This is a genomic window from Pseudoalteromonas marina (genome assembly GCF_000238335.3).
Classification (GTDB): Bacteria; Pseudomonadota; Gammaproteobacteria; order Enterobacterales; family Alteromonadaceae; genus Pseudoalteromonas; species Pseudoalteromonas marina.
This window is the reverse complement of the sequence record NZ_AHCB03000005.1, coordinates 954,067-976,025: the sequence shown is the minus strand read 5'-3', so window position 1 is coordinate 976,025 and position 21,959 is coordinate 954,067. Positions and strand designations below refer to the sequence as shown.

The 21,959-nt window shown below is 38.5% G+C and carries 21 protein-coding genes and 1 pseudogene; 10 read left to right on the top strand and 12 right to left on the bottom strand.

Annotation, left to right across the window (positions count from 1 at the left end; translation table 11 throughout):
- The first annotated feature begins 7 nt into the window (after window positions 1–7).
- Complete coding sequence (nth, locus tag PMAN_RS04640) at window positions 8–670, top strand: endonuclease III (RefSeq protein ID WP_010557532.1); 663 nt, start codon at window positions 8–10, stop codon at window positions 668–670.
- A gap of 363 nt (window positions 671–1,033) precedes the next feature.
- Here the strand turns inward: nth and PMAN_RS19105 are convergent, their stop codons facing one another.
- The 7 genes from PMAN_RS19105 to PMAN_RS04610 form a co-directional block, all read right to left on the bottom strand.
- Window positions 1,034–1,249, bottom strand: coding sequence for a GDCCVxC domain-containing (seleno)protein (locus PMAN_RS19105; protein ID WP_076916053.1), 216 nt, complete (start codon window positions 1,247–1,249; stop codon window positions 1,034–1,036).
- On the bottom strand, window positions 1,237–1,626 hold the full coding sequence (gene merC, locus PMAN_RS04635; protein ID WP_010557531.1) for an organomercurial transporter MerC: 390 nt from the start codon (window positions 1,624–1,626) through the stop codon (window positions 1,237–1,239). The genes PMAN_RS19105 and merC overlap by 13 nt, the downstream gene beginning before the upstream one ends.
- A 65-nt stretch (window positions 1,627–1,691) precedes the next feature.
- Window positions 1,692–2,069 carry a MerR family transcriptional regulator gene (locus PMAN_RS04630; protein WP_010557530.1) on the bottom strand — a complete coding sequence of 126 codons (378 nt, stop codon included), beginning with the start codon at window positions 2,067–2,069 and terminating at the stop codon, window positions 1,692–1,694.
- Window positions 2,070–2,463: 394 nt separating this feature from the next.
- A complete protein-coding gene (locus tag PMAN_RS04625) occupies window positions 2,464–5,664 on the bottom strand; it encodes an efflux RND transporter permease subunit (RefSeq protein WP_004588883.1) in 3,201 nt (1,066 codons plus the stop codon).
- A gap of 11 nt (window positions 5,665–5,675) precedes the next feature.
- Window positions 5,676–6,932: an efflux RND transporter periplasmic adaptor subunit gene (locus tag PMAN_RS04620; RefSeq protein WP_010388432.1), complete on the bottom strand. Its 1,257-nt coding sequence runs from the start codon at window positions 6,930–6,932 to the stop codon at window positions 5,676–5,678.
- Window positions 6,933–6,996: 64 nt separating this feature from the next.
- The gene (locus tag PMAN_RS04615; protein ID WP_010557529.1) at window positions 6,997–8,214 is read right to left on the bottom strand and encodes a TolC family protein; all 1,218 of its coding nucleotides are present in this window, start codon (window positions 8,212–8,214) and stop codon (window positions 6,997–6,999) included.
- A gap of 81 nt (window positions 8,215–8,295) precedes the next feature.
- Window positions 8,296–8,655: a hypothetical protein gene (locus PMAN_RS04610; RefSeq protein WP_227006932.1), complete on the bottom strand. Its 360-nt coding sequence runs from the start codon at window positions 8,653–8,655 to the stop codon at window positions 8,296–8,298.
- A 156-nt stretch (window positions 8,656–8,811) separates the two neighbouring features.
- On the opposite strand from PMAN_RS04610, the gene PMAN_RS04605 reads away from it, so the two are divergent.
- From PMAN_RS04605 to PMAN_RS04585, 5 genes are all read left to right on the top strand, one after another.
- Window positions 8,812–9,711 (top strand): cation efflux transmembrane domain-containing protein, encoded by a 900-nt coding sequence (locus PMAN_RS04605; RefSeq protein WP_002962256.1) that lies wholly within the window; start codon window positions 8,812–8,814, stop codon window positions 9,709–9,711.
- A 61-nt stretch (window positions 9,712–9,772) separates the two neighbouring features.
- Window positions 9,773–10,093 (top strand): hypothetical protein, encoded by a 321-nt coding sequence (locus tag PMAN_RS04600; protein ID WP_024598538.1) that lies wholly within the window; start codon window positions 9,773–9,775, stop codon window positions 10,091–10,093.
- A 73-nt stretch (window positions 10,094–10,166) separates the two neighbouring features.
- The gene (locus tag PMAN_RS04595; protein WP_002962255.1) at window positions 10,167–11,459 is read left to right on the top strand and encodes a TolC family protein; all 1,293 of its coding nucleotides are present in this window, start codon (window positions 10,167–10,169) and stop codon (window positions 11,457–11,459) included.
- 70 nt (window positions 11,460–11,529) lie between these two features.
- Window positions 11,530–12,426, top strand: a complete 897-nt coding sequence (locus PMAN_RS04590) for an efflux RND transporter periplasmic adaptor subunit (RefSeq protein ID WP_002962254.1) — start codon at window positions 11,530–11,532, stop codon at window positions 12,424–12,426.
- 10 nt (window positions 12,427–12,436) lie between these two features.
- Window positions 12,437–15,565: an efflux RND transporter permease subunit gene (locus PMAN_RS04585; protein WP_010557527.1), complete on the top strand. Its 3,129-nt coding sequence runs from the start codon at window positions 12,437–12,439 to the stop codon at window positions 15,563–15,565.
- Window positions 15,566–15,649: 84 nt separating this feature from the next.
- On the opposite strand, the gene PMAN_RS04580 is transcribed toward PMAN_RS04585, so the two are convergent.
- Together PMAN_RS04580 and PMAN_RS04575 are read right to left on the bottom strand one after the other, a co-directional pair.
- Window positions 15,650–16,537 carry a cation diffusion facilitator family transporter gene (locus PMAN_RS04580; protein ID WP_010557526.1) on the bottom strand — a complete coding sequence of 296 codons (888 nt, stop codon included), beginning with the start codon at window positions 16,535–16,537 and terminating at the stop codon, window positions 15,650–15,652.
- Window positions 16,524–17,254 (bottom strand): annotated as a pseudogene (locus PMAN_RS04575) (transglutaminase-like domain-containing protein). The gene PMAN_RS04580 and the pseudogene PMAN_RS04575 overlap by 14 nt, the downstream one beginning before the upstream one ends.
- A gap of 78 nt (window positions 17,255–17,332) precedes the next feature.
- Here PMAN_RS04575 and cadR point away from each other — a divergent pair.
- From cadR to PMAN_RS04560, 4 genes are all read left to right on the top strand, one after another.
- The gene (gene cadR / locus PMAN_RS04570) at window positions 17,333–17,722 is read left to right on the top strand and encodes a Cd(II)/Pb(II)-responsive transcriptional regulator (RefSeq protein ID WP_002962247.1); all 390 of its coding nucleotides are present in this window, start codon (window positions 17,333–17,335) and stop codon (window positions 17,720–17,722) included.
- Between the two features lie 51 nt (window positions 17,723–17,773).
- Window positions 17,774–18,142, top strand: a complete 369-nt coding sequence (locus tag PMAN_RS04565; RefSeq protein ID WP_028834999.1) for a MerR family transcriptional regulator — start codon at window positions 17,774–17,776, stop codon at window positions 18,140–18,142.
- A 102-nt stretch (window positions 18,143–18,244) separates the two neighbouring features.
- A complete protein-coding gene (locus tag PMAN_RS19230; protein WP_327077832.1) occupies window positions 18,245–18,487 on the top strand; it encodes a MerC family mercury resistance protein in 243 nt (80 codons plus the stop codon).
- A gap of 201 nt (window positions 18,488–18,688) precedes the next feature.
- Window positions 18,689–19,849 carry an IS30 family transposase gene (locus PMAN_RS04560; RefSeq protein ID WP_138529284.1) on the top strand — a complete coding sequence of 387 codons (1,161 nt, stop codon included), beginning with the start codon at window positions 18,689–18,691 and terminating at the stop codon, window positions 19,847–19,849.
- 181 nt (window positions 19,850–20,030) lie between these two features.
- Here the strand turns inward: PMAN_RS04560 and PMAN_RS04555 are convergent, their stop codons facing one another.
- From PMAN_RS04555 to PMAN_RS04545, 3 genes are all read right to left on the bottom strand, one after another.
- Window positions 20,031–20,762 (bottom strand): MauE/DoxX family redox-associated membrane protein, encoded by a 732-nt coding sequence (locus tag PMAN_RS04555; protein WP_002963060.1) that lies wholly within the window; start codon window positions 20,760–20,762, stop codon window positions 20,031–20,033.
- Between the two features lie 24 nt (window positions 20,763–20,786).
- Window positions 20,787–21,299, bottom strand: a complete 513-nt coding sequence (locus PMAN_RS04550) for a DUF305 domain-containing protein (protein ID WP_010388415.1) — start codon at window positions 21,297–21,299, stop codon at window positions 20,787–20,789.
- A gap of 133 nt (window positions 21,300–21,432) precedes the next feature.
- Window positions 21,433–21,951: a DUF411 domain-containing protein gene (locus PMAN_RS04545; protein WP_002963058.1), complete on the bottom strand. Its 519-nt coding sequence runs from the start codon at window positions 21,949–21,951 to the stop codon at window positions 21,433–21,435.
- Window positions 21,952–21,959 lie beyond the last annotated feature (8 nt).

Genomic DNA, 21,959 nt, shown 5'->3' with positions numbered 1-21,959 from the left:
AAGTTATATGAATAAAGAAAAACGCTACCAAATACTTACACGCTTGCGCGATAACAACCCAAACCCAGAAACGGAGCTTGAATATTCAAGCCCGTTCGAGTTACTTGTTGCTGTTACACTGTCAGCGCAAGCCACTGATGTTGGTGTTAATAAAGCAACCCGAAAACTATTCCCTGTTGCAAATACACCACAGGCTATTTTAGATATAGGCCACGATAAACTCCGTGATTATATAAAAACCATAGGCTTATTTAATTCTAAAGCTGCCAACGTTTATAAAATGTGCCAAATATTGGTAGATAAACATGACAGCATCGTACCTGAAAACCGCGAAGCCCTAGAAGCCCTACCCGGCGTAGGTCGAAAAACAGCCAATGTGGTACTCAACACCGCCTTCGGCTGGCTAAAGGATAATGAAGGTAGATACTTTTTAGCAGTAGATACTCACATCCAACGTCTTGCAAACCGTTCGGGTTACGCTAAAGGTAAAACTGTTGAGCAGACAGAACAGGCCATAATTAAAAATACGCCAAATAAAAAAGAGTTTATGTTTAACCTCCATCATTGGTTTATTTTACATGGGCGCTATACGTGTACAGCGAGAAAACCAAAATGTGGAAGCTGTATAATCGAGGATTTGTGTGACTATAAAGAGAAAACTGAGTCATAGCTAAGAGTAGTTACTTTTTAGTTAGTATAAACCTTTTAACAGCCACATTTTTTAGTTTCCATTTAATAAGTTGGCTATTTGGTTCTCATATGAGCCTTTATTAGGCCAGCACCAGTTAAATTGAAAATTTGCGTTAACTTAAGAATAATTTGAATTTAAGCAAGGTGTTGCAATTAGATTATGATTTATTAATTAGAGCCCAGCTTAAACCTAAAATTTAAATACAGAATTCATTGGAAGCTATTTCTGGTTTGTGCCAAAAGCAGCCCTTGAGTGACTTAGTGATAAAGGCTGCAATGATACGATTGCTGACATTTCACTATTTCTTTTTATGCCTTCTCATTGCCATTAATAGACTGTCATTTAGCTATCGCAACAACTTTGACCTTCTTGAATTGGCGGGCATTTCACTGTTCCATAAGAGCAATATACGCAACAATCGCCTTTCAAAGGCTTTAGGAGAACTTTGCAAGATTCACATTCATAATACCACTGGCAAGCGTTGGTTGGCATTTCTTCAGTTTTACTGAAGCCACACTCAGGGCAAGTAATGGTAGAATTTAACTCTATACTTTGCATGTTTGCTCCTTCAAAGGTTTAACAATGTTAAATACGGACATTACAATCATCAAACAAATACCTACATAAAACAAATAAGTGCTCCATTCGTATTGCCATAGTGGATAGAGGGTTAACAAAACCGCTATAGGGCCAATAACCCCAAGAATACCTCTCGCATGATTTTGGTTTTTATACCAGTTATACAAATTTACCAACAATGCCAGAGTTGCAAATATAGGTAACAAGGTATTTACAGCAATTCCCTCAAAGTGAGAGAGAAAGCCTAATCCTAATGCTGATGCTAACGAGCCGAGTGCGGGGAAGCACCCCGTACAACTAAGAGCCGCAAGCCAAACACCACCTGAGCTAACTTTATCTAAAATCTTATTAATCATTTTTAACGTCTAACATTATTTGAATGATTTGAGTATGAACTCCGTAGGTAGGTACGGAGTCAATACTATTTTAGCGAATCGATTATTGGGCAGTGGGATTGATCGTTATTGTTGCGGCATGAATTAGTCATTTCTTTTATGACGACTTCTAAGCGTTGAAGGTCAGCTATCTTATTTTGAATTACGTTCAATTTCAGCAAGCCTAGGGATTCTACTTTGGCACAATCGCCATCCATTGACATCAATGAAGCCACTTCTTTTAGAGTAAAGCCAAGTGCTTTGGCCTTACAGATGAATTGTAATTGTTTGGTGATTGAGTCGTCATAGACACGATAACCATTTTGAGGTTTTTGAGGCTGTTTTATCAAGCCTTCCCGCTCATAAAACCGTATAGTTTCTACGCCTATATCAAGTTCTTTAGCCAACTTGCCTATTGTTTTCATCGTCCAACCATAAAATCAACTTTAATCATGACATTAGTATATCAATACGAAGTAAAATTGCTCGAACTACAATGACTGGTTTTCGCTCTTTTGAGGCATTCGCCTCAACACGTTTTGGGGCAAAGGTGAGTTATATTGATAAATCGTCGATGGACATAAATGAGTTAGAGCCGAAGGACGGCTCTGTGCCATAAGCCGACCTTGAGACACATAAAGATTAAGACTGCAAAGATACGAAAGCGGAAGTTAGCTTTGGCCTGTTTAACGACAAATATTCCGACAAAGCAGTCATGACTATTAGTTTATTGTTAAATCTAATCTTTCTTTTCGTTCATCTACTCAATAACCCCACGCTAAACGTGACTTTAGCGTGGGGTTAGAGTTCACAGTCATTTTATCTGGATAGCTCTTTTATTTTTTTCTCTGAAAACCAGCGATATAAAACAGGTAAAACAAATAATGTTAACAGTGTTGCAGTTACCAAGCCGCCAACAATAACACTCGCTAAGGGGCGCTGTATTTCTGCACCAACACCATTAGACATTAACATCGGTATCAAACCTAAAGCTGATGTTATAGCAGTCATAAGTACAGGTCTTAATCTTGAAGTAGCGCCTTCAAAAACGGCTTTAGATGCTTCTAGACCGTCTTTAATACGTTGGTTGATACTTTCTACCATAACGACCCCATTCAATACCGCTACACCAAATAAGGTAATAAAGCCAACGGAGCTTGGTACAGACAAGTATTGTCCAGATAAATATAAGGAGAAAACTCCGCCAATTACAGCAAGCGGCACGTTGACCAATATCAGCATAGCTTGACCAACAGAACCAAAGGCAAAGTAAAGTAGTAGTGCGATTAGTGCTAACGATAAAGGTACAACTATAGCTAACCTATTTTGAGCACGTTTTTGACTTTCGAACTGGCCGCCAATCGAAACAGAATAACCTGAAGGTAAGTCAACCTTTTCAGCAATTACCGTTCTGATATCGGCAACCACGCTTCCCATATCTCGATTTTGTACATTTGCTTGGATAACGACTCTTCGTTGTACATCATCGCGTCTAACTTGTGGTGGGCCTGACTCAAATGAGACTGAGGCTACGTCACCCAGTCGCACCCAAGCACCAGTAGGTGATTGAAGCCGAATATCAGCAATAGCTTCTTTGTTACTTCGGTACTCTTCCTCTATGCGAACGTAAATATCATAACGTTCATTACCATTGATTATTTGTCCGGCTTCAACACCACCAATACCATCACGCACAACCTCCATTATGTCACTCACAGACAATCCAAAGCGCGATAGTTCTTGCCTGTTAGGACTTATCACCAATTGCGCTTCACCAGCAATTTGCTCCAATGCAACATCCCTTGCACCTTCAATGTTTTTAATTGCTGTTTCTATTTCTTGACCTTTAGCCGCCAGTACCTCAAGTTCAGGCCCAAACAACTTTATCGCCAACTGAGCCTTAACACCAGATAGTAGCTCATCGACACGAGTCGCAATAGGTTGAGAAAAGTTGAGTAGCAACCCAGGGAATTCTTCTAAAGATCTCTCCATTTTTCCTTGAAGTTCATATCGATTAGATGCACTGGTCCACTCAGAAACAGGCTTCAACCCTATGTAAATTTCGATGTTATTCACAGGCTCTGGGTCTCCACCTATTTCTGCTCGACCAATTCGGCTTAATGCATAGGTTACTTCAGGGAAAGCCATTAGTTTTTCTTCTAGAATTGGTGCCACAGTGAGCGCGGTATCTAAACTGGAAGAAGGTGCAAGCGTTGCTCTTAAGTTTATCGTCCCTTCTTCTAACTCAGGTACAAATTCAGTACCAATTAATGGAACTAATGCAAAGGCAGAGAAAACTAATATAAGTGCGGCTGAAATGACTAATTTGGTGCGTTTTAGTGCGAATGTAAGCCCTTTTCTGTAGAGTTTGTCTAATGGCCTAAGAACAAAGCTTTCCCTCTCTTTTACACCTGACTTAAATAAATAAGTAGCTAAAGCGGGTACAACAAACAACGCAACCACAATAGCAGATATAACAGCTAAAATGATGCTTATTGCCATAGGTTGAAATAACTTTGCCTCAACACCTTCAAAGCTAAATAAAGGCGTAAATACGACTAAAATAATAGAAGCTGCAAAAAATACGGGACGAGCCACTTCTTTACCCGCATTTTGAAGACGTAACTTAATACCATGCTCATCTTGTTCTACATCATGTGGATCAGTATCAGCACTAGGCACTCTTTCTTTTACAGTTTTTAAATGGGTAGAGTCTGGTCTATTTAAATGCTTAAACATGTTTTCAACCATCACGACTGAACCATCAACTAGCATACCAATGGCTACGGCAATGCCACCCAATGACATAAGGTTTGCAGAAATGCCCCACCAAGCCATGATCATTAACGCGATACCAATTGAAATTGGAATAGATATTAGGACAAGGAAGGTTGCACGTATATTCATTAAAAATAGTGCTAATACAATACAGATGAAAATAAATGCTAGTAATAGTGCATCAACTACTGTATCAACGGCTTTTTCAATCAAATCAGCCTGATCATAAAATGGTTCAAAGCGAACACCTTTAGGCAATGCTTGATTAATTAATGGGATTCTTGCATTGATACCATCAATGGTGGCTTTAGTATTAGACCCCATGCGTTTTAAGACAATGCCAGAGACAACTTCACCTAAATTTTCGACTTTACCGTCTTCGGTTTTGCGCGTCATTGTGACAGCACCTTGACGAATTTCACTGCCCATTTCAACTTTAGCAATATCCGAAACCGTCACAACTGTCCCATCAACTGTTTTGACGGGAACTTGTTTGATATTACTAATACCAGCGTCACCACTTTCAAACCAACCTGCACCTCTAATAACAAGCTGCTCTTGCCCACGGTTCATATACCATCCGCCAACATTGGCATTGTTGTTATCTAGGGCACCAACAACGTCTTCTTGCGTTAGGTTATAAGAAAGAAGCTTAGATGGATCTACATTTACTTGGTACTGCCTAACAATACCTCCAAAGGAGAGTACATCAGTAACACCATCGACAGGCATAACGAGTAATTTTACTACCCAATCATTGAGACTCCTGAGTGCCATAGCATCATAGCCTGCATCTTTATCTGAAATAAGAAGGTACTGAAATACTTGGCCTAGCCCTGAGGTGTTTGGCCCCATTTCGGGTGTGCCGACACCTTCTGGTATCAGTTCTTTTGCGGCTTGAAGACGCTCAAATACAAGTTGTCTTGCAAAGTAAATGTCGGTGCCTTCTTTGAAAACAACCGTGACGCCAGACAAGCCTGTTTTAGAAATTGAGCGCACTTGTTCTACATCAGGTAAGGCATACATGACCGCTTCAATGGGGTACGTAATGAGTTGTTCAACTTCTTCAGCAGCTAGTCCTGGCGCTTCAGTATTTACAGCAACTTGAACATTAGTAACATCAGGAAAGGCATCTAAATTTAGTTTTGGTATAACCATAATTGCGCCGACAATTGTGGCAAACAGCGCAATCAAAATCAGGAGTCTATTATTAACAGACCAATCTATTATTTTATTAAACATAGTCTTGCTCCTTAGTGGTTATGCGGATCAAATCCGCCTTTAGCGATTTCAGAAGCAACAAAAAATGCGCCTTTGGTTACAATTCGCGTCCCACTATCAAGGCCAATGATTTCCCTAAAATCACCTAAGGCTCGGCCTAGTTCTACTTCTACAGCTTTAAATTCTCCAGGGTGGTCTTCGACAAATACGGTCCAATCACCATCTGCGCTGCGGATCAATGCTTCTTCTGGCACAGCCATCACTTTCTGCTTTGTGGCAAACTGAAAGTAAACTTTTACAAACATACCTGAATGAAGGTTATCATCAGCATTCTGTACCCCCAATCTAATAATTCTTGTACGAGTTACGGGATCAATTGTATGGGCTTCTTGGATAACTTTGGCATTGTAACTCTGGCCTTCTAATTTAAGTACCGCAGGAGAATCAATTGATAAATTTAGCTTTTTATTTGGAGAAACTTTTGCTTCAACCCATAGTTGTTTTTCATCAGCTAACAACATGACTGAATCCCCAGCATCAACACGTTGCCCTTGGATAAAGTCGTCTTGAAGCACGACACCTTCACGGTGCGCCGTTAATGCATATTGCCCAAATGCTTTAATGTCTTTGTTAGAAATACCATTTATTGCTTTTTCAGTTAACCCTAAAGCAATGAGCTTGCCATAGCTCGCATTGTATGTTGTTTCAGCTTGTAATAATCGACTTTCACTCACCGTCTTATTACCCAGCTTTTTTACACGTTGCCATTCGGTTGAAGCGATTAAATAGTCAGCTTGTGCTTGTGCCATTGCTTCACTAAATAATGTAACTAACTTCTGACCTATTTCTACATACTCGCCAAGCGCTGCATGGCGACTGATAATGACTGACTCTGTACGTGGTGATACCACATAACTTTTATAGCCATTAGCTTTTATTTCGCCAGGTGCATATACGGAGCTAAATTGATATTCAGGCTTAACACTTTCCACTTTAATTTTAGCAAGCGACATCTTCTTTGGATCAATAGTGATACCTTCTTCATGTTCTTCTTCTCCCTCTTTATTACCACCTTCATGGCCGTGCTCGTCATGGTCACCTTTATCTTCTTCATGTCCCTTTTCGTGTTCATGCTCATCTTGATGTTCTTTTTCTTCTTGTTTCGAAACGTTTGTGACAGAACCAGTTCCATCTGACGACTGTGCAAAAGCATCATGATTTGTAGTAAACCCAACTAACAGGCTGCTAATTACTACGGCTAAAAATTTTTTACTAATTACTGTATTCATTTTTGTAACCTATATTTTTAATAAATTTAAGATTTCGTTTTTCGCTACTGAAAAAACAAAGCGCTCAAATATCAAATTTGGATAACTGACCCATACTTAAAATGAAGGATATTTCTGCAAGCTTGAATTGATTTTCCAAACGTATTCCTGCATGAAGCCCTTCCGCACGTTGATTTAATGCAAGTAAGTAGTCAGAAGTATTAATATCACCAGCTTGCCAGCGCTTATTTAATAAGTTTTCGCTGCTATCTAATCTGCCTTTTGTCAGTTTTTGCCATTGCTCATAATATTTTCTACTGACATTAAGCGATTCATAATTAGCTTTTGCTTCAAAAGACTGCTTTCGATATACCGACTGAAAATTCGCCTCGGCTGCAATGGCTTCTGAATAAGCGGCTTTAACATTATCTGTATAGTTATTTCTGATGTTTAAAGGCATTGAAAAAGTCACACCAACCAAGTCTTCATCTCCACTTTTCCCTGCGCTAACGCCAATGGTTGGATTAGCTTTAGATTCCATAGTGGTTAGTTGAGCTTTAGATTGTTGTCCCTTCCATTTCGCTCTAGCAAGTTTAACTTTTGGATGTTCCTCAACCCACTGGGAGTTAAATGAGTAGCTTGTTGCTCCAAAAGTAAATGAAAACAAATTGGTAGTATTAGGCGTCCAATCAGGCAATAACTCCTGAACCTTTACCTCTGCATTTTTCAAAGCAATTTGAGACTCAGATATTTCACTAAAAATTTGCGACAAGTTTAAATAGACTAGCTCAGCGTCAAGTGGCTCTAGAAGTCCAGCTTTTCGTTTGTCTTCAACAATTCCAACGAGCGTTTGCAATTGCTCTTCTCTTTCTGAAAGTAACTGAGCAGCTTTTTTTGCTGCTTGCCAATTAACTAATGCAGTTAAGGCATTAGCCTTTTTAGAATCGAGTAGAGATAACAATTGTTGCTGGTTTGCATAAACATCAATTTCACCAATGGTTTTATTTGTTGATTGCTTATCCCAAAAATCTATCGTTTGACTGATACCAATAGAGTAATTATCAAAATCACCTTCTTTTTCATAGCTTGCTTCAAGCTCTGGGTTATATACGGCTTGAGTTAAGCTTTTGGCTCTATGATTACTTGCATTAAGTAACTCTTTAGCCGCAACAACTTCGGGATCTTTATTTATTTGACTATCTAGCCATGAAATACTTTTCTGTTTGCCATAAGTGGCAACTGAAAAACTCACAGCCATGCATAAAGACAGGGTTAAACCTGTATTTTTTAAAAATATATACATAAAACTTCTTAATTTTTTAATTTATAAACACGAACCCTTTATCCTTCTCATGGACAAATAGGTCATTAAAAATCAATCTAATTAAGAAATGGGTGGGCGAAGTATCGCTTCAAGGTAAGTATTTGTTTGATCAATTTGATAAGGCGTTTTATTGATAATGTTTAGTTTGCCCGTGGTATTTGAATTACTGACTAAAATCCAAGATAAGTGGCTGCCACTGCAATGACCGCAGTGATGACAATCTTTTTCATTATGCTGCTCATCACCTACATTATCATTTGAGACATTTCGATCATCTGCATGATCATGTTGAGTTTGAAGGTGCTCTATATCTATTTGGTGATTCTCAGATGTTGAGGATGCTACAGCAGTTAACGATTGTAAAACAATCGAAATAACCAAGAGCATTTTTAGTACAACATTAAGGTTCAAAGTTATCACCAGTTAAATATAGTATTTAAAATACTAGCAGAAACTATTTTCTTAAACTAGCTTTTCAATTCAGTTTCCACGCTTTTACATTAAATAATTTTTTATTTGACTCTATAGCCACTATAGATTTTATACTTATTTTAATATTATTACGGAGTGTTAAATATGTCAGAAAAATGTAGTGGTCAGTGTCAATCATCTTCTACCAATGAAGATGTAAAAATTGATACACAATTAGATAACTATAGTGGCGCGTTTGTCAGTACATTTAAAGTACCTCAAATGGACTGTCCTTCAGAAGAGAGATTGATTAGGTTAGCACTTGACTCAATTGAGCCTTCAGTTGGGTTGCAATTTGATATTCCTAGCCGTTTAGTCAAGGTTTTTCATGATGAAAATTTAGATGAGATAACAAAAAAATTACAACAACTCAATCTCGGTGCAGAGTTGGCATCAACTAAAGAAAGTTGCAGCACCGAAGCTGCAAAAGCAAAAGATCTAGCCCAAAAAAATGAGATGAAAGAAGCATCAACGCTAAAATGGTTGTTAGCCATTAATGGAGTCATGTTTTTTATAGAAGTAATTGCTGGGATTATTGCGCAATCTGCTGGCCTTATTGCCGACTCATTAGATATGTTTGCTGATGCTGCTGTTTATGGTTTAGCTATATATGCTGTCGGTAAAAGCATAAGCATGAAACTTAGAGCGGCACATATATCTGGTGTACTTCAAATTATTCTAGCGCTAGGTGCTTTGAGTGAAGTCGTAAGACGCTTTATTTACGGTAGTGAACCTATCTCTTCTTTAATGATGATATTTGGTGGAATAGCACTAATCGCTAACATTGCTTGTCTGTTTTTAATATTTGGCAACAAAGAAGACGGCGCTCATATGAAAGCGAGTTGGATTTTTTCCGCAAATGACGTAATCGCAAACGTAGGTGTAATCTTAGCTGGCTTATTAGTTACAGTAACTAGCAGCCGTTATCCAGATTTAGTGATTGGTTTGATTATTGCTGTTGTCGTTTTAAACGGTGCTCGCCGCATCTTACAGCTAAAGTCTTAAGTAGAAAGTAGTTAAAAGAATGCACCCGTCATATTTTAAACCATATATATCATACGTGATAATGATTTTAATCGCGGTGCAGTCTGTGTTTTTTTCGCAAGAAGAGATTGAAGGAAACTTAATTGAAAGTTCTTTTAATATATCACTAACTGAGTCTATTACCCCGCTAAAAGCTCCTGAAAGCTCTAATTTATTTGAGGAGGGTAATAGCCAAACTTTAATTGATAATTGTAATTTTTGTTGCTGCTGTCAGTTATTTTTAAATACAGATTCTTCTTGTAATATTTTACAAGCAATAGAATATTTCCCTACCTACGCCTTAGTTTCCCCTGAGCTAAAAGGCTATATCTCGGTGCCATTCCGCCCACCTAAATACGCCTAAATTTTATAGAAAATTAAGAAAGGTCAAATGTTAATGACCTAAATATCACATATAAATTTATAGGAAAGTATACATGGCACTTAATACCTGTGTGCATCGCAAGATAGCAATTTTAAGGTGTGTAACACCTCGGCTTAAATATATCGCGTTTCTCGCTTTGTCACTTTTTACATTTAATGTTTATGCCTTTGAGAAGCAGTTAAACCTTCAAGAGGCAATTCAGTGGACGCTTAAACAAAATCCAGAACTTAAAATATTTGATTTCAAGCAAACGGCATTAATTGGACGAGAACAAATCGCAAGTTTAAATCCTGCTTATGAACTAGAGCTTGAAGCTGAGAACTTTGCAGGCTCAGGTGAATTTAATACATTCGACAGTGCTGAATTAACAGTCGCTCTATCTTCGGTTATCGAAATGGGAGATAAACGCTCAGCGCGGATTGGAATTGTTTCAAAATCAAGAACACTACTCACTGCTGAAAAAGAAGTCTCTGCGCTTAATTTAATGGCTCAAGTCACTGAGAAGTACGTGGAAGTACTTGCAGCCCAACAAAGAGTTATATTGGCAGAAAATGCTTTGAGCTTAGCACAAGAAACCTTAGAGATTGTATCTCAGCGTAACCGCGCAGGTGCTACTCCTGAGGCTGAAGTGAAACGCTCAAAAGCAGTTATTGCTCAGGCTAACCTCACCCTTCAATCTGAACAAAAGCGCTTGGAATATCTAAAGCTTTCTTTATCAGCTTACTGGGGAGAAACATCAGTGTCATTCTCTAGAGTAACTGGAGATCTGTTTCAGTTTGGCAATGATAGTGATTTTAGTAGTCTCTTTGCGAAATTAGAGAAAAACCCTGCTATTCAAGTTTATGCAAGTGAGCAGCGACTAAAAGAGGCCGAGTTACAGTTGGCTAAAACAGAGTCAACGGCCAATATCAAATGGTCTGTTGGTGTTAGGCGCTCTCAAGAAGCCAATGATACGGCACTGGTCGCTGGCTTTAGCTTACCTTTGTTTGCTGAAAAGCGAAATTCTGGCGCAATCGCTAGTGCGCTAGCAGAGCGTGACCAAGTTGCCATAGAGAAAGAGGCGACTAAGTTAAGATTTAGAAATCACTTACTACGAGCATACTCCAATAGAAAACAAGCCATATTAACAGCTAATTCATTAAAGCAGTCGGTTATCCCAATGCTTGAAGATGCACTGGAAGATACTCAAGACGCCTATCAAAAAGGTCGATATGGATATCTTGATTATGTATCGGCTAGACAAGAGCTGTTAAATGCTCGGCGAACCCTTATTGACGCGGCATCTGCTGCCCTAATTTATGGCGCAGAGATAGAAAAACTAACAAACGAAGCGCTGTCACTCTAAATAAACATCACTTTAAGTTTAATAACAATTTATTGATTCAGTGATTAACTGAATCGTTTAGGAATTCAAAATGAAAAACTATTTACTCGCACTATTGATTTTTATTGGGTATCTATCACCCATTCAAAGTGTTTTCGCTAGTGAAGATGAACATGAAGGCGAAGAAGGCATAAGCAAAATCGACAATAACATGGCAAAAAAGGTTGGTGTTGAAACAGCCTATTTAGCTTCAAAAACGTTGAACCAAACTATCCCTGTATACGGCTCTACGACGATAGGCGCTGAACAATTATTTCAAGTTAGCGCTAGATATAACGGCGTTATAAAGACAATAAACTTCACTGTTGGTGATACGGTAAAAAAAGGCGATCTATTAGCCGTTATTGAATCTAATGAGAGCTTAAATACTTATAAAATAACATCGCCTGTTTCTGGGACTGTTTTACAGCGAAATGGAAATATTGGCGGTATCACGCAAAACACTAGCTTGTTTGAAATCGTCAAATTTGACACCTTGTGGGCTGAATTTAAGGTGTTTACCAGCCAATATAATCAAATCAAAGTCGGTCAGCATGTTGATATTGAGCAAGGTGAACACGCATTCAGTTCAGTCATCACTAATATTATTCCAGCTAAAGATCAGCCTTATGTTTTAGCACGGGTACGATTAAACAACACTGAGTTAAAGCTAACGTCAGGTCAATTATTAAAAGGCAACGTAAAGATAAACCAATTTGAGGTGGATTTAGCGGTCGAGAAAGTTGCCATACAAGAGCTAGGTGGACAATTAGGTGTCTTTGTAAAAGAAAATGAAGAGTACGAGTTTGCACCACTTGTCCTTGGTCGTTCAGACAAAAACTATATCGAGGTCATTGATGGCCTCAGTAAAGACGCTGAATATGTAAACAAAAACAGTTATCTGATTAAAGCAGATATCTTGAAATCTGAAGTAGAAGACGACGATTAGGAGACGCAATATGATTGAATCAATTTTGCGTCTTGCAATAAATAGGCGCTATTTAGTATTAAGCTTGCTGATGGTAATCATCGGCGTTGGTATGTGGAGTTATCAAAAACTTCCCATTGATGCTGTTCCAGATATAACAAACGTACAGGTACAAATAAATACCTCTGCCCCCGGTTATTCACCTTTAGAAGCGGAGCAAAGGGTAACTTTTCCAGTAGAAAACGCATTAGCTGGACTACCAAAGCTGTCTCACACCCGCTCTCTTTCAAGATATGGTTTATCCCAGGTGACCGTTATCTTTGAAGAGGGAACCGATATTTATTTCGCACGCAACTTAATCAATGCAAGATTAGCTGCGATAAAAGGCGTTATTCCCTCTGGCTTAGAGCCAGAGATGGGTCCTATTTCCACAGGGCTTGGTGAAATATTTATGTATACCGTACAAGCTTCTCCTGACGCTAAAATGCCTAATGGAGAGCCTTATACCGCTATTGCCTTAAGAGAAATACAAGACTGGATCATTAAACCGCAATTGGCTCAAGTTAAAGGCGTCATTGAGGTCAACAGCATCGGCGGCTATAACAAGCAGTATCATATAACGCCGAAACCCGAAAAATTACTTTTTCATCAGGTAAGCTTTGAAGACGTTTCTGATGCATTACGTAAAAATAATGATAACCGTGGCGCGGGTTATATTGAGCAAAACGGACAACAAGTGTTAGTGCGCTCCATCGGGCAACTTGCGACAATGGATGAAATCCTCAATGTCATCATCAAAAAGAACGATGGTATTCCTGTAAAAATAAGTGATGTTGCCAATGTTGCTATAGGCAAAGAACTTAGAACAGGGGCTGCTACTCGTAATGGCATTGAGACAGTGCTTGGTACAACCATGATGCTGATTGGTGAGAATTCTCGCACCGTTGCTTTAGAAGTGGAACATAAGCTCAGCGAAATACAAAAATCTCTGCCAAAGGGCATTACCGCAGAGCCTGTTTACGACAGAACAACGTTAGTAGATAAAGCGATTGCAACCGTTACCAAAAACCTCGTTGAAGGTGCGCTTTTAGTTATTGTTGTGTTATTTATTCTACTTGGAAATTTACGTGCAGCTCTCATTACCGCTGCTGTTATCCCTATTTCCATGTTAATGACAATCACAGGTATGGTGCAAGCAGGAGTATCTGCCAATTTAATGAGTCTCGGCGCATTGGACTTTGGCTTGATAGTGGACGGGGCTGTAATCATCGTTGAAAACTCTGTCCGTAGGTTAGCACAGGCCCAACACAACGGTCATAGGCAAGACTTAAGAGAACGCCTAAATACCGTTTTTGAAGCCACTTCAGAAGTGATACGTCCAAGCTTGTTTGGTGTGGCAATTATCACTGTTGTTTACATCCCCATTTTCACGCTAACTGGCGTTGAAGGGAAAATGTTCCACCCTATGGCGGCAACTGTCGTTATGGCGTTAATTTCCGCAATGATCCTTTCAGTTACACTGGTTCCTGCTGCTGTAGCTGTGTTTATGAAAGGTAAAATCAGCGAAAAAGAAAGTGTAGTTATTCGTTCAACCAAGTCTATTTATGAACCATTGTTAAAAATGGCGATGAAATTTCGTTGGATTATTGTTTCATTCTCAACGCTGTTAATGGGGTATAGCCTTTGGTTAGCAACTACGCTTGGGACAGAATTTGTTCCTCAATTAAATGAAGGTGATATTGCACTACAGGCATTAAGAATTCCATCGACTGGCCTAGAGCAATCAGTAGAAATGCAAGAAGTACTTGAGCAACGTATTAAAGCGTTTCCTGAAGTTGATAAAGTATTCTCGCGCATTGGCACACCAGAAGTAGCAACCGACCCAATGCCACCGAGTATTGCTGATATCTTTGTTATTTTAAAACCACGTAAAGAATGGGCCGAACCTTCAAAACCAAAAAGTGAATTAGTTGAAGAAATGGAAAAAGTACTGAAAAACATTCCAGGCAACAACTATGAATTCACTCAGCCTATTCAAATGCGTTTCAATGAATTGATTTCTGGCGTTAGAGCTGATGTCGGCATCAAAATATTTGGTGATGATTTGGATCGGTTATTACTTACCGCAAAAGATATTCTAAATATTGTGAAAACCGTGGATGGTGCCGCTGATGCTCGAATGGAACAGGTCACAGGTGTTCCATCTTTATCAGTAATTCCTAAACGAGAAGCGCTTGGTAGGTATGGATTGAACGTTACCGAATTGCAAGACTGGGTTGCCACTGCGATTGGCGGTGAATCTGCGGGGATCATTTATGAAGGTGACAGACGGTTTGAGTTAGTTGTTCGCCTACCAGAGCAAATAAGAACGGATATCGATAGCTTGAAGCATCTGCCGCTTCCACTTGAGAATGGTAACTATGTGCCAATTGAAGAAGTTGCAGAGCTTAAATCAGAGTCTTTACCCGCGCAGATTAGCCGAGAGAACGGAAAAAGAAGAGTTGTGGTTACCGTCAATGTTCGTGGTAGAGATTTAGGCGGTTTTGTAAAAGAAGTTAAAGCTAAAATTAATCAGGAAGGAGAAATTCCAGCAGGATACTGGCTTGATTATGGTGGAACGTTTGAACAACTAGAATCAGCAAGTAAGCGATTAAGCCTAGTTGTACCGATAACATTGGTTGTTATCCTAGGTATTTTGATTATAGCATTTGGTTCATTAAAAGATGCATTAATCATTTTCAGTGGCGTGCCTTTAGCATTAACAGGGGGCGTATTTTCACTTTATTTAAGAGACATGCCCTTATCAATTTCGGCAGGTGTCGGCTTCATTGCATTGTCAGGTGTCGCAGTATTAAATGGCTTGGTTATGTTGGCTTTTATTCGAGATCTTTGGCATGAAAAAGGCGACCTATACGTAGCGATCATTGAAGGCGCCATCATTCGTTTAAGACCTATTTTAATGACGGCACTGGTCGCAAGTTTAGGTTTTATTCCAATGGCGTTAAACACTGGAATTGGTGCAGAAGTACAACGACCACTAGCAACAGTTGTTATCGGCGGTATTGTATCTTCTACCATTTTAACTTTGTTTGTATTGCCTATTTTATATCAATGGGCGCATGGCGCTGAGAGTAACAAACAGCAATCCGACGAAATCTAAAAGCAAAAAAGCAGCTTAATTACTAAGTTATGCCTAATTAAGCTGCTTTTTATATTGTATGCTCCAAAATTTTATTGATAAAACTTACTCTGCTTCATCCCTACAATTTTCATTTAAAAACTCAAACTCTATCGTCGTATGCGATAAATGATAGGAAGATAATTTAGCTGCAACCTCTTGTTTAAGCTTAATTAATTCTTTAACGTCAAAGTTGTCACTCAGCTCAAGGTGCGCTGTTAAAACGTGACTTTCACCATCCAGTGACCAAAAATGCATATGGTGTATACCATTTACTTCAGGAAATTCATTTAATGACTGCTTAATACGCTCTTGGGTCTCTTTATCGGGTGCAGCTTGAAGAAAAAGCACCAATGTTGATTTAAGATTTTTGAAAACGTTAAATAAGATAAACAGCGTAAACCCTATTGATAATAGAGGATCTAATATCGGCAGTTCAACGAACAACAATACAATAGAGACTATAAGAACGGCAACCCAACCGAGTACATCTTCAAGTAGGTGCCATGTCAGCACTTTTTCATTTAGTGTTTCACCCGCTTTTAATTTGAATACCGCATAACCATTTACGGCAACACCGAGTATGGCTAGCCCTAACATCCCCTCAACTACAGGCATTTCAGGATTGGACAGCTTAGGTATTGCTTCAAATAAAACCCAAATAGAGCCGATAATCAAAACAATACTATTTACCAATGCACCAAAAAGTGTAAGTCGGCGATAACCATAGCTGAATTTGTCTGATGCTTCTTTATCTGAAAAACGACTTAAAATCCACGCAAAACCTATTGAAAGACTATCACCAAGATCGTGAACGGCATCCGCCATTATCGCCGTACTGTTTGTGAGCCAACCACCTATAAATTCGATAATGGTAAATATCACATTAAGGAAAAATGCCCAACCAATCCGGTCGTCTTTACCATGCTGATGACTGTGACTATGGTTGTGCATTTTGTACCTCCAGTACTTTTTTATTTCTTATTTTTGATACATTCATATTAATCAAATGTCGGATCACTCGTTGATACAACCAACGTTTTACACCTGATAGATTAGTACCTTTTTCGAGATAGAACTTATCTGGTGAATCATAAAGCCCAAAGTCGTCATGAATACCTTCTTTTTGAATATAGGTATCCTCTCCACGCCAATCCGTACCGGGTGAAGATAAGCACTTTGTTGCAACACCATAACCACAAAACTCATCTTTTGCTTGGCTAAATTTCTGCTGTAGTGAGCTTAAGTATTGCTCATCCAATATAAAGCCCTCTAAGTTTATCCAACGCCCTTCAAAGTAAACTTCTACCCAACTATGAATGATGTATTTAGGTGCTAACCAAAATACAAGCTTGGGATAGCACCTTTTTATAGTTGCTGATCAATGGTAAAACCTTGGAAACGACACTGGATACCTAGTCCACGCAATAGTGCCATTAACAGATTACCCTTAGTATTACATTGTCCATAACCATCTGCTAGCACATCGCTTGCTGAAATATCATCACTCTTGTTATAGCCAAACATTATTTCATCTTTTACAAACTGATAAGCGGCACCAATTTTGTTGAAATTATCCAAATTTTTCCACCCTCGTTGATCGATCAGGGATTGGATATCTTTGTGTTCAAAATTAACGATATTCGTATTGTTTAAATATTTCTCAGTCATTTTTATATATCCCTTTCGTTGCATACCTATACTATAGATCCTATAGTAACTATAGAGTCAAATGTCTGGGGGAAATTGATGAAAATAGGCGAATTGTCAAAAAAATCGGGCTGTTCAATACAAACGATTAGATATTATGAAAGAGAAGGATTACTGTTAAATCCAAACCGTTCAGAAGGTAATTTCAGGCTGTATGATAGTAAAGCACTTAAACAATTGGAATTCGTAAAGCATTGTCGCAGCCTAGATATATCACTCAATGATATTAAACGTCTTATCGAATTAAAAAATAAGCCAGAAGAAAGCTGCTCTAGCGTTAATGCATTAATTGATCAGCAACTTGCACTAGTGAATAAACGTATGAAAGAATTAAGGGCGCTTAAAGCTGAATTACAACAGATGGCAAGTGCTTGTGGTTCAGACAATACAATTGAAGCGTGCGGCATCATCAAATCATTGGATAGCTAAACTAAATATAACTTTAGATTAGTAGTATTCACAAAGGCAATAATGTAAACCATTGGCAAATTAGCACAATCATTAAATTTAAATGTAGAAACCATTCGTTTTTATGAACGAGAAGGGCTGATTACACAACCTGAAAAACCAATATCTGGTTATAGACAATATGACGAAACAATAGCAGGACAACTTAGGTTTATCACAAAAGCCAAAGCGCTCGGCTTTACGTTAAGAGAAATAAAATCGCTAATGTCTATGGACAGCAACTGCACTCAAGTTGAGCTATTAAGCCGACAAAAGTTAGCAATCATTCGAGACAAAATTAATGACCTTCAACGTTTAGAGAAAGTAATTGTGGATATGACAAATACCTGTATGCAAAACGAAGATCCAACACATTGCCCCATAATTGATTCATTAAAATGATTGACTCCGTACTTATATACGGAGTTTAGAATGATGGTAATATCAACCAATAGACTTTCAAATGATAAATAAAATATTAGACAGAGTAGGCTCTAGTGGCGTTTGGCTAGCGGCACGGCCTGCTTCCCTGCATTAAGGTCACTTGCATCGGCATTAGGACTAGGCTTCTTCTCTCACTTCGAAGGAATAGCTGTAAATACGCTTTTACCTATTTTTGCATCTTTGGAACTATTGGTAAACTTATACAACTGGCACAAAAATAAAAACCATACCAGAGCTGTCTTCAGCATTCTAGGGCCTGTAGCAGTGCTATTAACGCTTTATCCTCTTTGGCTATATGATTGAAGCACATACCTATTTTACTTTGGTATTTGCTTAATGGTCGTTATGTCGGTTTTGGATATCGTAAAACCAGTAAGGGAGCAAACATGCAACGTATGGCTAATTGCCGTCGTTGAAACGATTAACGGTCAATGTCTGCTTTTCGCTGTGAGTTCAACTGGTGAATGCAACGCTATCCTTATTATTAGTTAAAGGAGCGTTTACATGAAACAGAGAAAGCGTATTTATTATAATGCAGAACAAAGAAGGTTAATTTGGGATCGATATCAGCGCGGTGATAGTGCGCATGATATAGCAAGGCTATTTGATCGATACCATTCATCTATATTAGGTATTATCCATAAAACAGGTGGTGTTCGGCCGCTTGAGCCCAAACGCTCACCAACAACACTAACTCTTGCAGAGCGAGAAGACATTTCACGAGGGTTAGCAGCAAGTAAGTCACTTCGAGAAATAGCGAGATACCTTAATCGCTCACCTTCCACTATTTGCCGTGAAGTAAACCGCCACGGCGGGATTAAAAAATATCGAGCGAGTAAAGCTGACAAAGTTGCCTGGGAAAATGCCAAACGCCCTAAGCCTTGTAAGCTGTATGGCAACAAAGAATTATGTTTAATCATTGCTCAAAAGATGGAATCTGCATGGTCACCTCAGCAAATCTCTGGTTGGCTTAGGCGGAGATACCCCAATAATGAGGATTTGAATGTGTCGCACGAAACAATATATAAAACCCTATATATACAAACCCGCGGCGCCTTAAAAAAAGAGCTACAAAAACACTTAAGGACGCAGCGGGTAGTCAGGAAATCAAAACACGCCACTCTTAAAGGTAAAGGGTTAGGAAAGATAGTTGACGCTGTACCAATTAGTGAAAGGCCATCAAATGTTGAAGACAGAGCTGTTCCAGGCCACTGGGAGGGAGACTTGATCCAAGGCTCAGGAAACAGTTTTATCGCGACTCTAGTTGAGCGGCACTCTAGGTATGTAATGTTAGTGAAAGTACCTAGTAATAAAACAAAGCCAGTAATCGAAGCGTTGATTAAACAAGCTAATAAGTTGCCAGCAGAGCTTTATAAATCATTAACTTGGGACAGAGGATGTGAGCTTACAAATCATAAAGACTTTACTCTAGCTACAGATATTCAAGTATATTTCTGCGATCCACAATCACCTTGGCAACGCGGCTCCAATGAAAATACAAATAGGTTATTAAGACAATATTTTCCAAAAGGAACTAACTTAAATGAGCATTCTCAGATAAGATTAAACCAAGTTGCCAGACAACTTAATGAGAGACCGCGGAAAACACTAGAATACGAAACACCTGCGGAGCGATTTAATCAGTGTGTTGCATCGAGTGGTTGAACTCACAGCTCATAGCAGTCTGCCTGATGAAGTCTAAACTTATTCACTTAAACTGTGAGATCTGATATGAGCTAGTACAGCTGATATGCTATTTACGACAAAGTCGCTCGGTAATTAGAGCGACATAATCCCTTGGTAATCACACTAGTACATCATCATGTTTTTAAATTAAAGCTGTTATTTACCTAACAAACATCCAAATACCGGCAGCTATCATAAATAAGTTTTCTGTTAGAGAGATAAACCCTAGTGGTACGTTACTGTCACCGCCTACACACGCACATTTTAACTCTCGTTTATCTATATAGACTGCTTTTATCACTGAAACAGCACCAACCCCACCTATGAATAATGAAATAGGGGCAATAATATAGGCTGGTAATCCGGCTATCATTCCAATGCCAACAAATGCTTCTAAAAATGGGTAGACATAAGCGTACCTGACTACTTTCATAGCGACTAAGTCATAGGTTATAAATGAATTAGTAAAGCTAAATAAGTCTTGAAGCTTTTGTATTGCTAACACTGCCATTGTTAGGGCTACAAACAGTTCAGCGGTTTGCATTGATAATAAGCTATTATCCGATGCAAAACTAAATGCCACACTAAGCAAAAAACTAACCGAAAAAATCGCAATCACGGGCGTGTAAGTTGTACCTTCTTGGGCTGCTTGTGGCTTATTAAAGTAATCACGTAAATCGTCGTAGCCACCTATACGTTTATTATCAATAAATGCTTGAGGTGTAGTTTCTACACTGTGTTGTTTTTTAAATTCATCTGTTTGCTCTCGAGAAGTTAAAAGCTGATCATCAACTGTATATCCCTCTCGCTCTAGTAGGTCTTTTGATTTTAAACCAAACGGACAAATATGCTCATCTGTTGCCATTCTAAAAAGTTGGGCTGATTTACTCATGCTTTACTCCTTATGTTATGCGGTTTATTTATTTGAATTGAAATCTGGAACAGCTCTTAATTGTGCTTGAGCATTGGTTTGTGCAATGCCGTTTTGCTCTATATCTTTTAGGAGCCATTGCATTTCTTTTATTTCTCGCTCTTGGGCTTCAATTATATTTGTAGCAAGCTTTTGAACGCGTTTATCTTTGATTTTTGCCCTGTCACTGGTGAGTATGGCAATTGAATGATGTGGGATCATCGCCGACATCCATGAGCTATCATCAACAGTCACTTGTGAGCGAACTAAAAATAAACTTCCTGCAAATACGGCAACACTAGCAATGAGTACTGTTATATTTTTCTTTTTATCTTTATACATATTGAGCATGAAAAGTAGCATTATCACTGCCATCGTGGCTCCCATATAAAGCGCCATATAAGTACGAGTTTCACTAAAATAAACATGACTAAGTTGGTAGGTGTTCAAATACATCAATACAAACATGGTTATTGTGGATGTTGCTATCATTAAAAAAAATTTTGAATAGTGTGACATTGTATTGCTCCTTAAAAGTTTTGTATTTTGTTTTTACATGTGAGTAATTTTTACACTATCAAGCTCACAAATCAGTGTTTCCTGTTGTGTAAAATGGGTATTTAACAATTAAATCAAAAATTATGCCGTTAGGCTAAAATTGCTCGCTGGATTTACTTATGTATCTGTAGGTTTCTTCATTTGAGTTGTCAGTGAGTAGTTCAATATTATATTTGTGAAATATACCCTCCATTTCCATTCCGGGAGTGCCAATAGGCATGGCTGGTACACTTAAGCCTGTAATGTGCGGAGCGTGTTGCCCAGATAAAAACTGTTTTATATGTTTAACGGGAACATGACCTTCAAATACAAATCCATCGGCTGACACGGCTGTATGGCATGAGCGCATATTAGGTTTTATTTGATACTGAGATTTAATCGACCCCATGTCATTAACGTTAATTGCTTTTGTTTGAATATTGTTTTCACTCAAATGAGCAATCCACTTATTACAACATCCACAATTTTTACTTTTATAAACGGTAAGCTCAATTTCAGGTTTTTCTGAATTTTCATAGATTATTGATGTTTTATGCTGTTTTTCGATACTCATTGCCGAAAATGACATAGTTAATGATAAAAAAAACGCTGAGGTAATGTAGATTACTCGCATTGTTAACT

Bases quoted from the DNA above. Each gene is read 5' to 3' on its own strand.
- nth (WP_010557532.1), top strand. From the start codon at position 8: ATGAATAAAGAAAAACGCTACCAAATACTTACACGCTTGCGCGATAAC.
- PMAN_RS19105 (WP_076916053.1), bottom strand. From the start codon at position 1,249: ATGCAAAGTATAGAGTTAAATTCTACCATTACTTGCCCTGAGTGTGGC.
- merC (WP_010557531.1), bottom strand. From the start codon at position 1,626: ATGATTAATAAGATTTTAGATAAAGTTAGCTCAGGTGGTGTTTGGCTT.
- PMAN_RS04630 (WP_010557530.1), bottom strand. From the start codon at position 2,069: ATGAAAACAATAGGCAAGTTGGCTAAAGAACTTGATATAGGCGTAGAA.
- PMAN_RS04625 (WP_004588883.1), bottom strand. From the start codon at position 5,664: ATGTTTAATAAAATAATAGATTGGTCTGTTAATAATAGACTCCTGATT.
- PMAN_RS04620 (WP_010388432.1), bottom strand. From the start codon at position 6,932: ATGAATACAGTAATTAGTAAAAAATTTTTAGCCGTAGTAATTAGCAGC.
- PMAN_RS04615 (WP_010557529.1), bottom strand. From the start codon at position 8,214: ATGTATATATTTTTAAAAAATACAGGTTTAACCCTGTCTTTATGCATG.
- PMAN_RS04605 (WP_002962256.1), top strand. From the start codon at position 8,812: ATGTCAGAAAAATGTAGTGGTCAGTGTCAATCATCTTCTACCAATGAA.
- PMAN_RS04600 (WP_024598538.1), top strand. From the start codon at position 9,773: ATGATTTTAATCGCGGTGCAGTCTGTGTTTTTTTCGCAAGAAGAGATT.
- PMAN_RS04595 (WP_002962255.1), top strand. From the start codon at position 10,167: ATGGCACTTAATACCTGTGTGCATCGCAAGATAGCAATTTTAAGGTGT.
- PMAN_RS04590 (WP_002962254.1), top strand. From the start codon at position 11,530: ATGAAAAACTATTTACTCGCACTATTGATTTTTATTGGGTATCTATCA.
- PMAN_RS04585 (WP_010557527.1), top strand. From the start codon at position 12,437: ATGATTGAATCAATTTTGCGTCTTGCAATAAATAGGCGCTATTTAGTA.
- PMAN_RS04580 (WP_010557526.1), bottom strand. From the start codon at position 16,537: ATGCACAACCATAGTCACAGTCATCAGCATGGTAAAGACGACCGGATT.
- cadR (WP_002962247.1), top strand. From the start codon at position 17,333: ATGAAAATAGGCGAATTGTCAAAAAAATCGGGCTGTTCAATACAAACG.
- PMAN_RS04560 (WP_138529284.1), top strand. From the start codon at position 18,689: ATGAAACAGAGAAAGCGTATTTATTATAATGCAGAACAAAGAAGGTTA.
- PMAN_RS04555 (WP_002963060.1), bottom strand. From the start codon at position 20,762: ATGAGTAAATCAGCCCAACTTTTTAGAATGGCAACAGATGAGCATATT.
- PMAN_RS04550 (WP_010388415.1), bottom strand. From the start codon at position 21,299: ATGTCACACTATTCAAAATTTTTTTTAATGATAGCAACATCCACAATA.
- PMAN_RS04545 (WP_002963058.1), bottom strand. From the start codon at position 21,951: ATGCGAGTAATCTACATTACCTCAGCGTTTTTTTTATCATTAACTATG.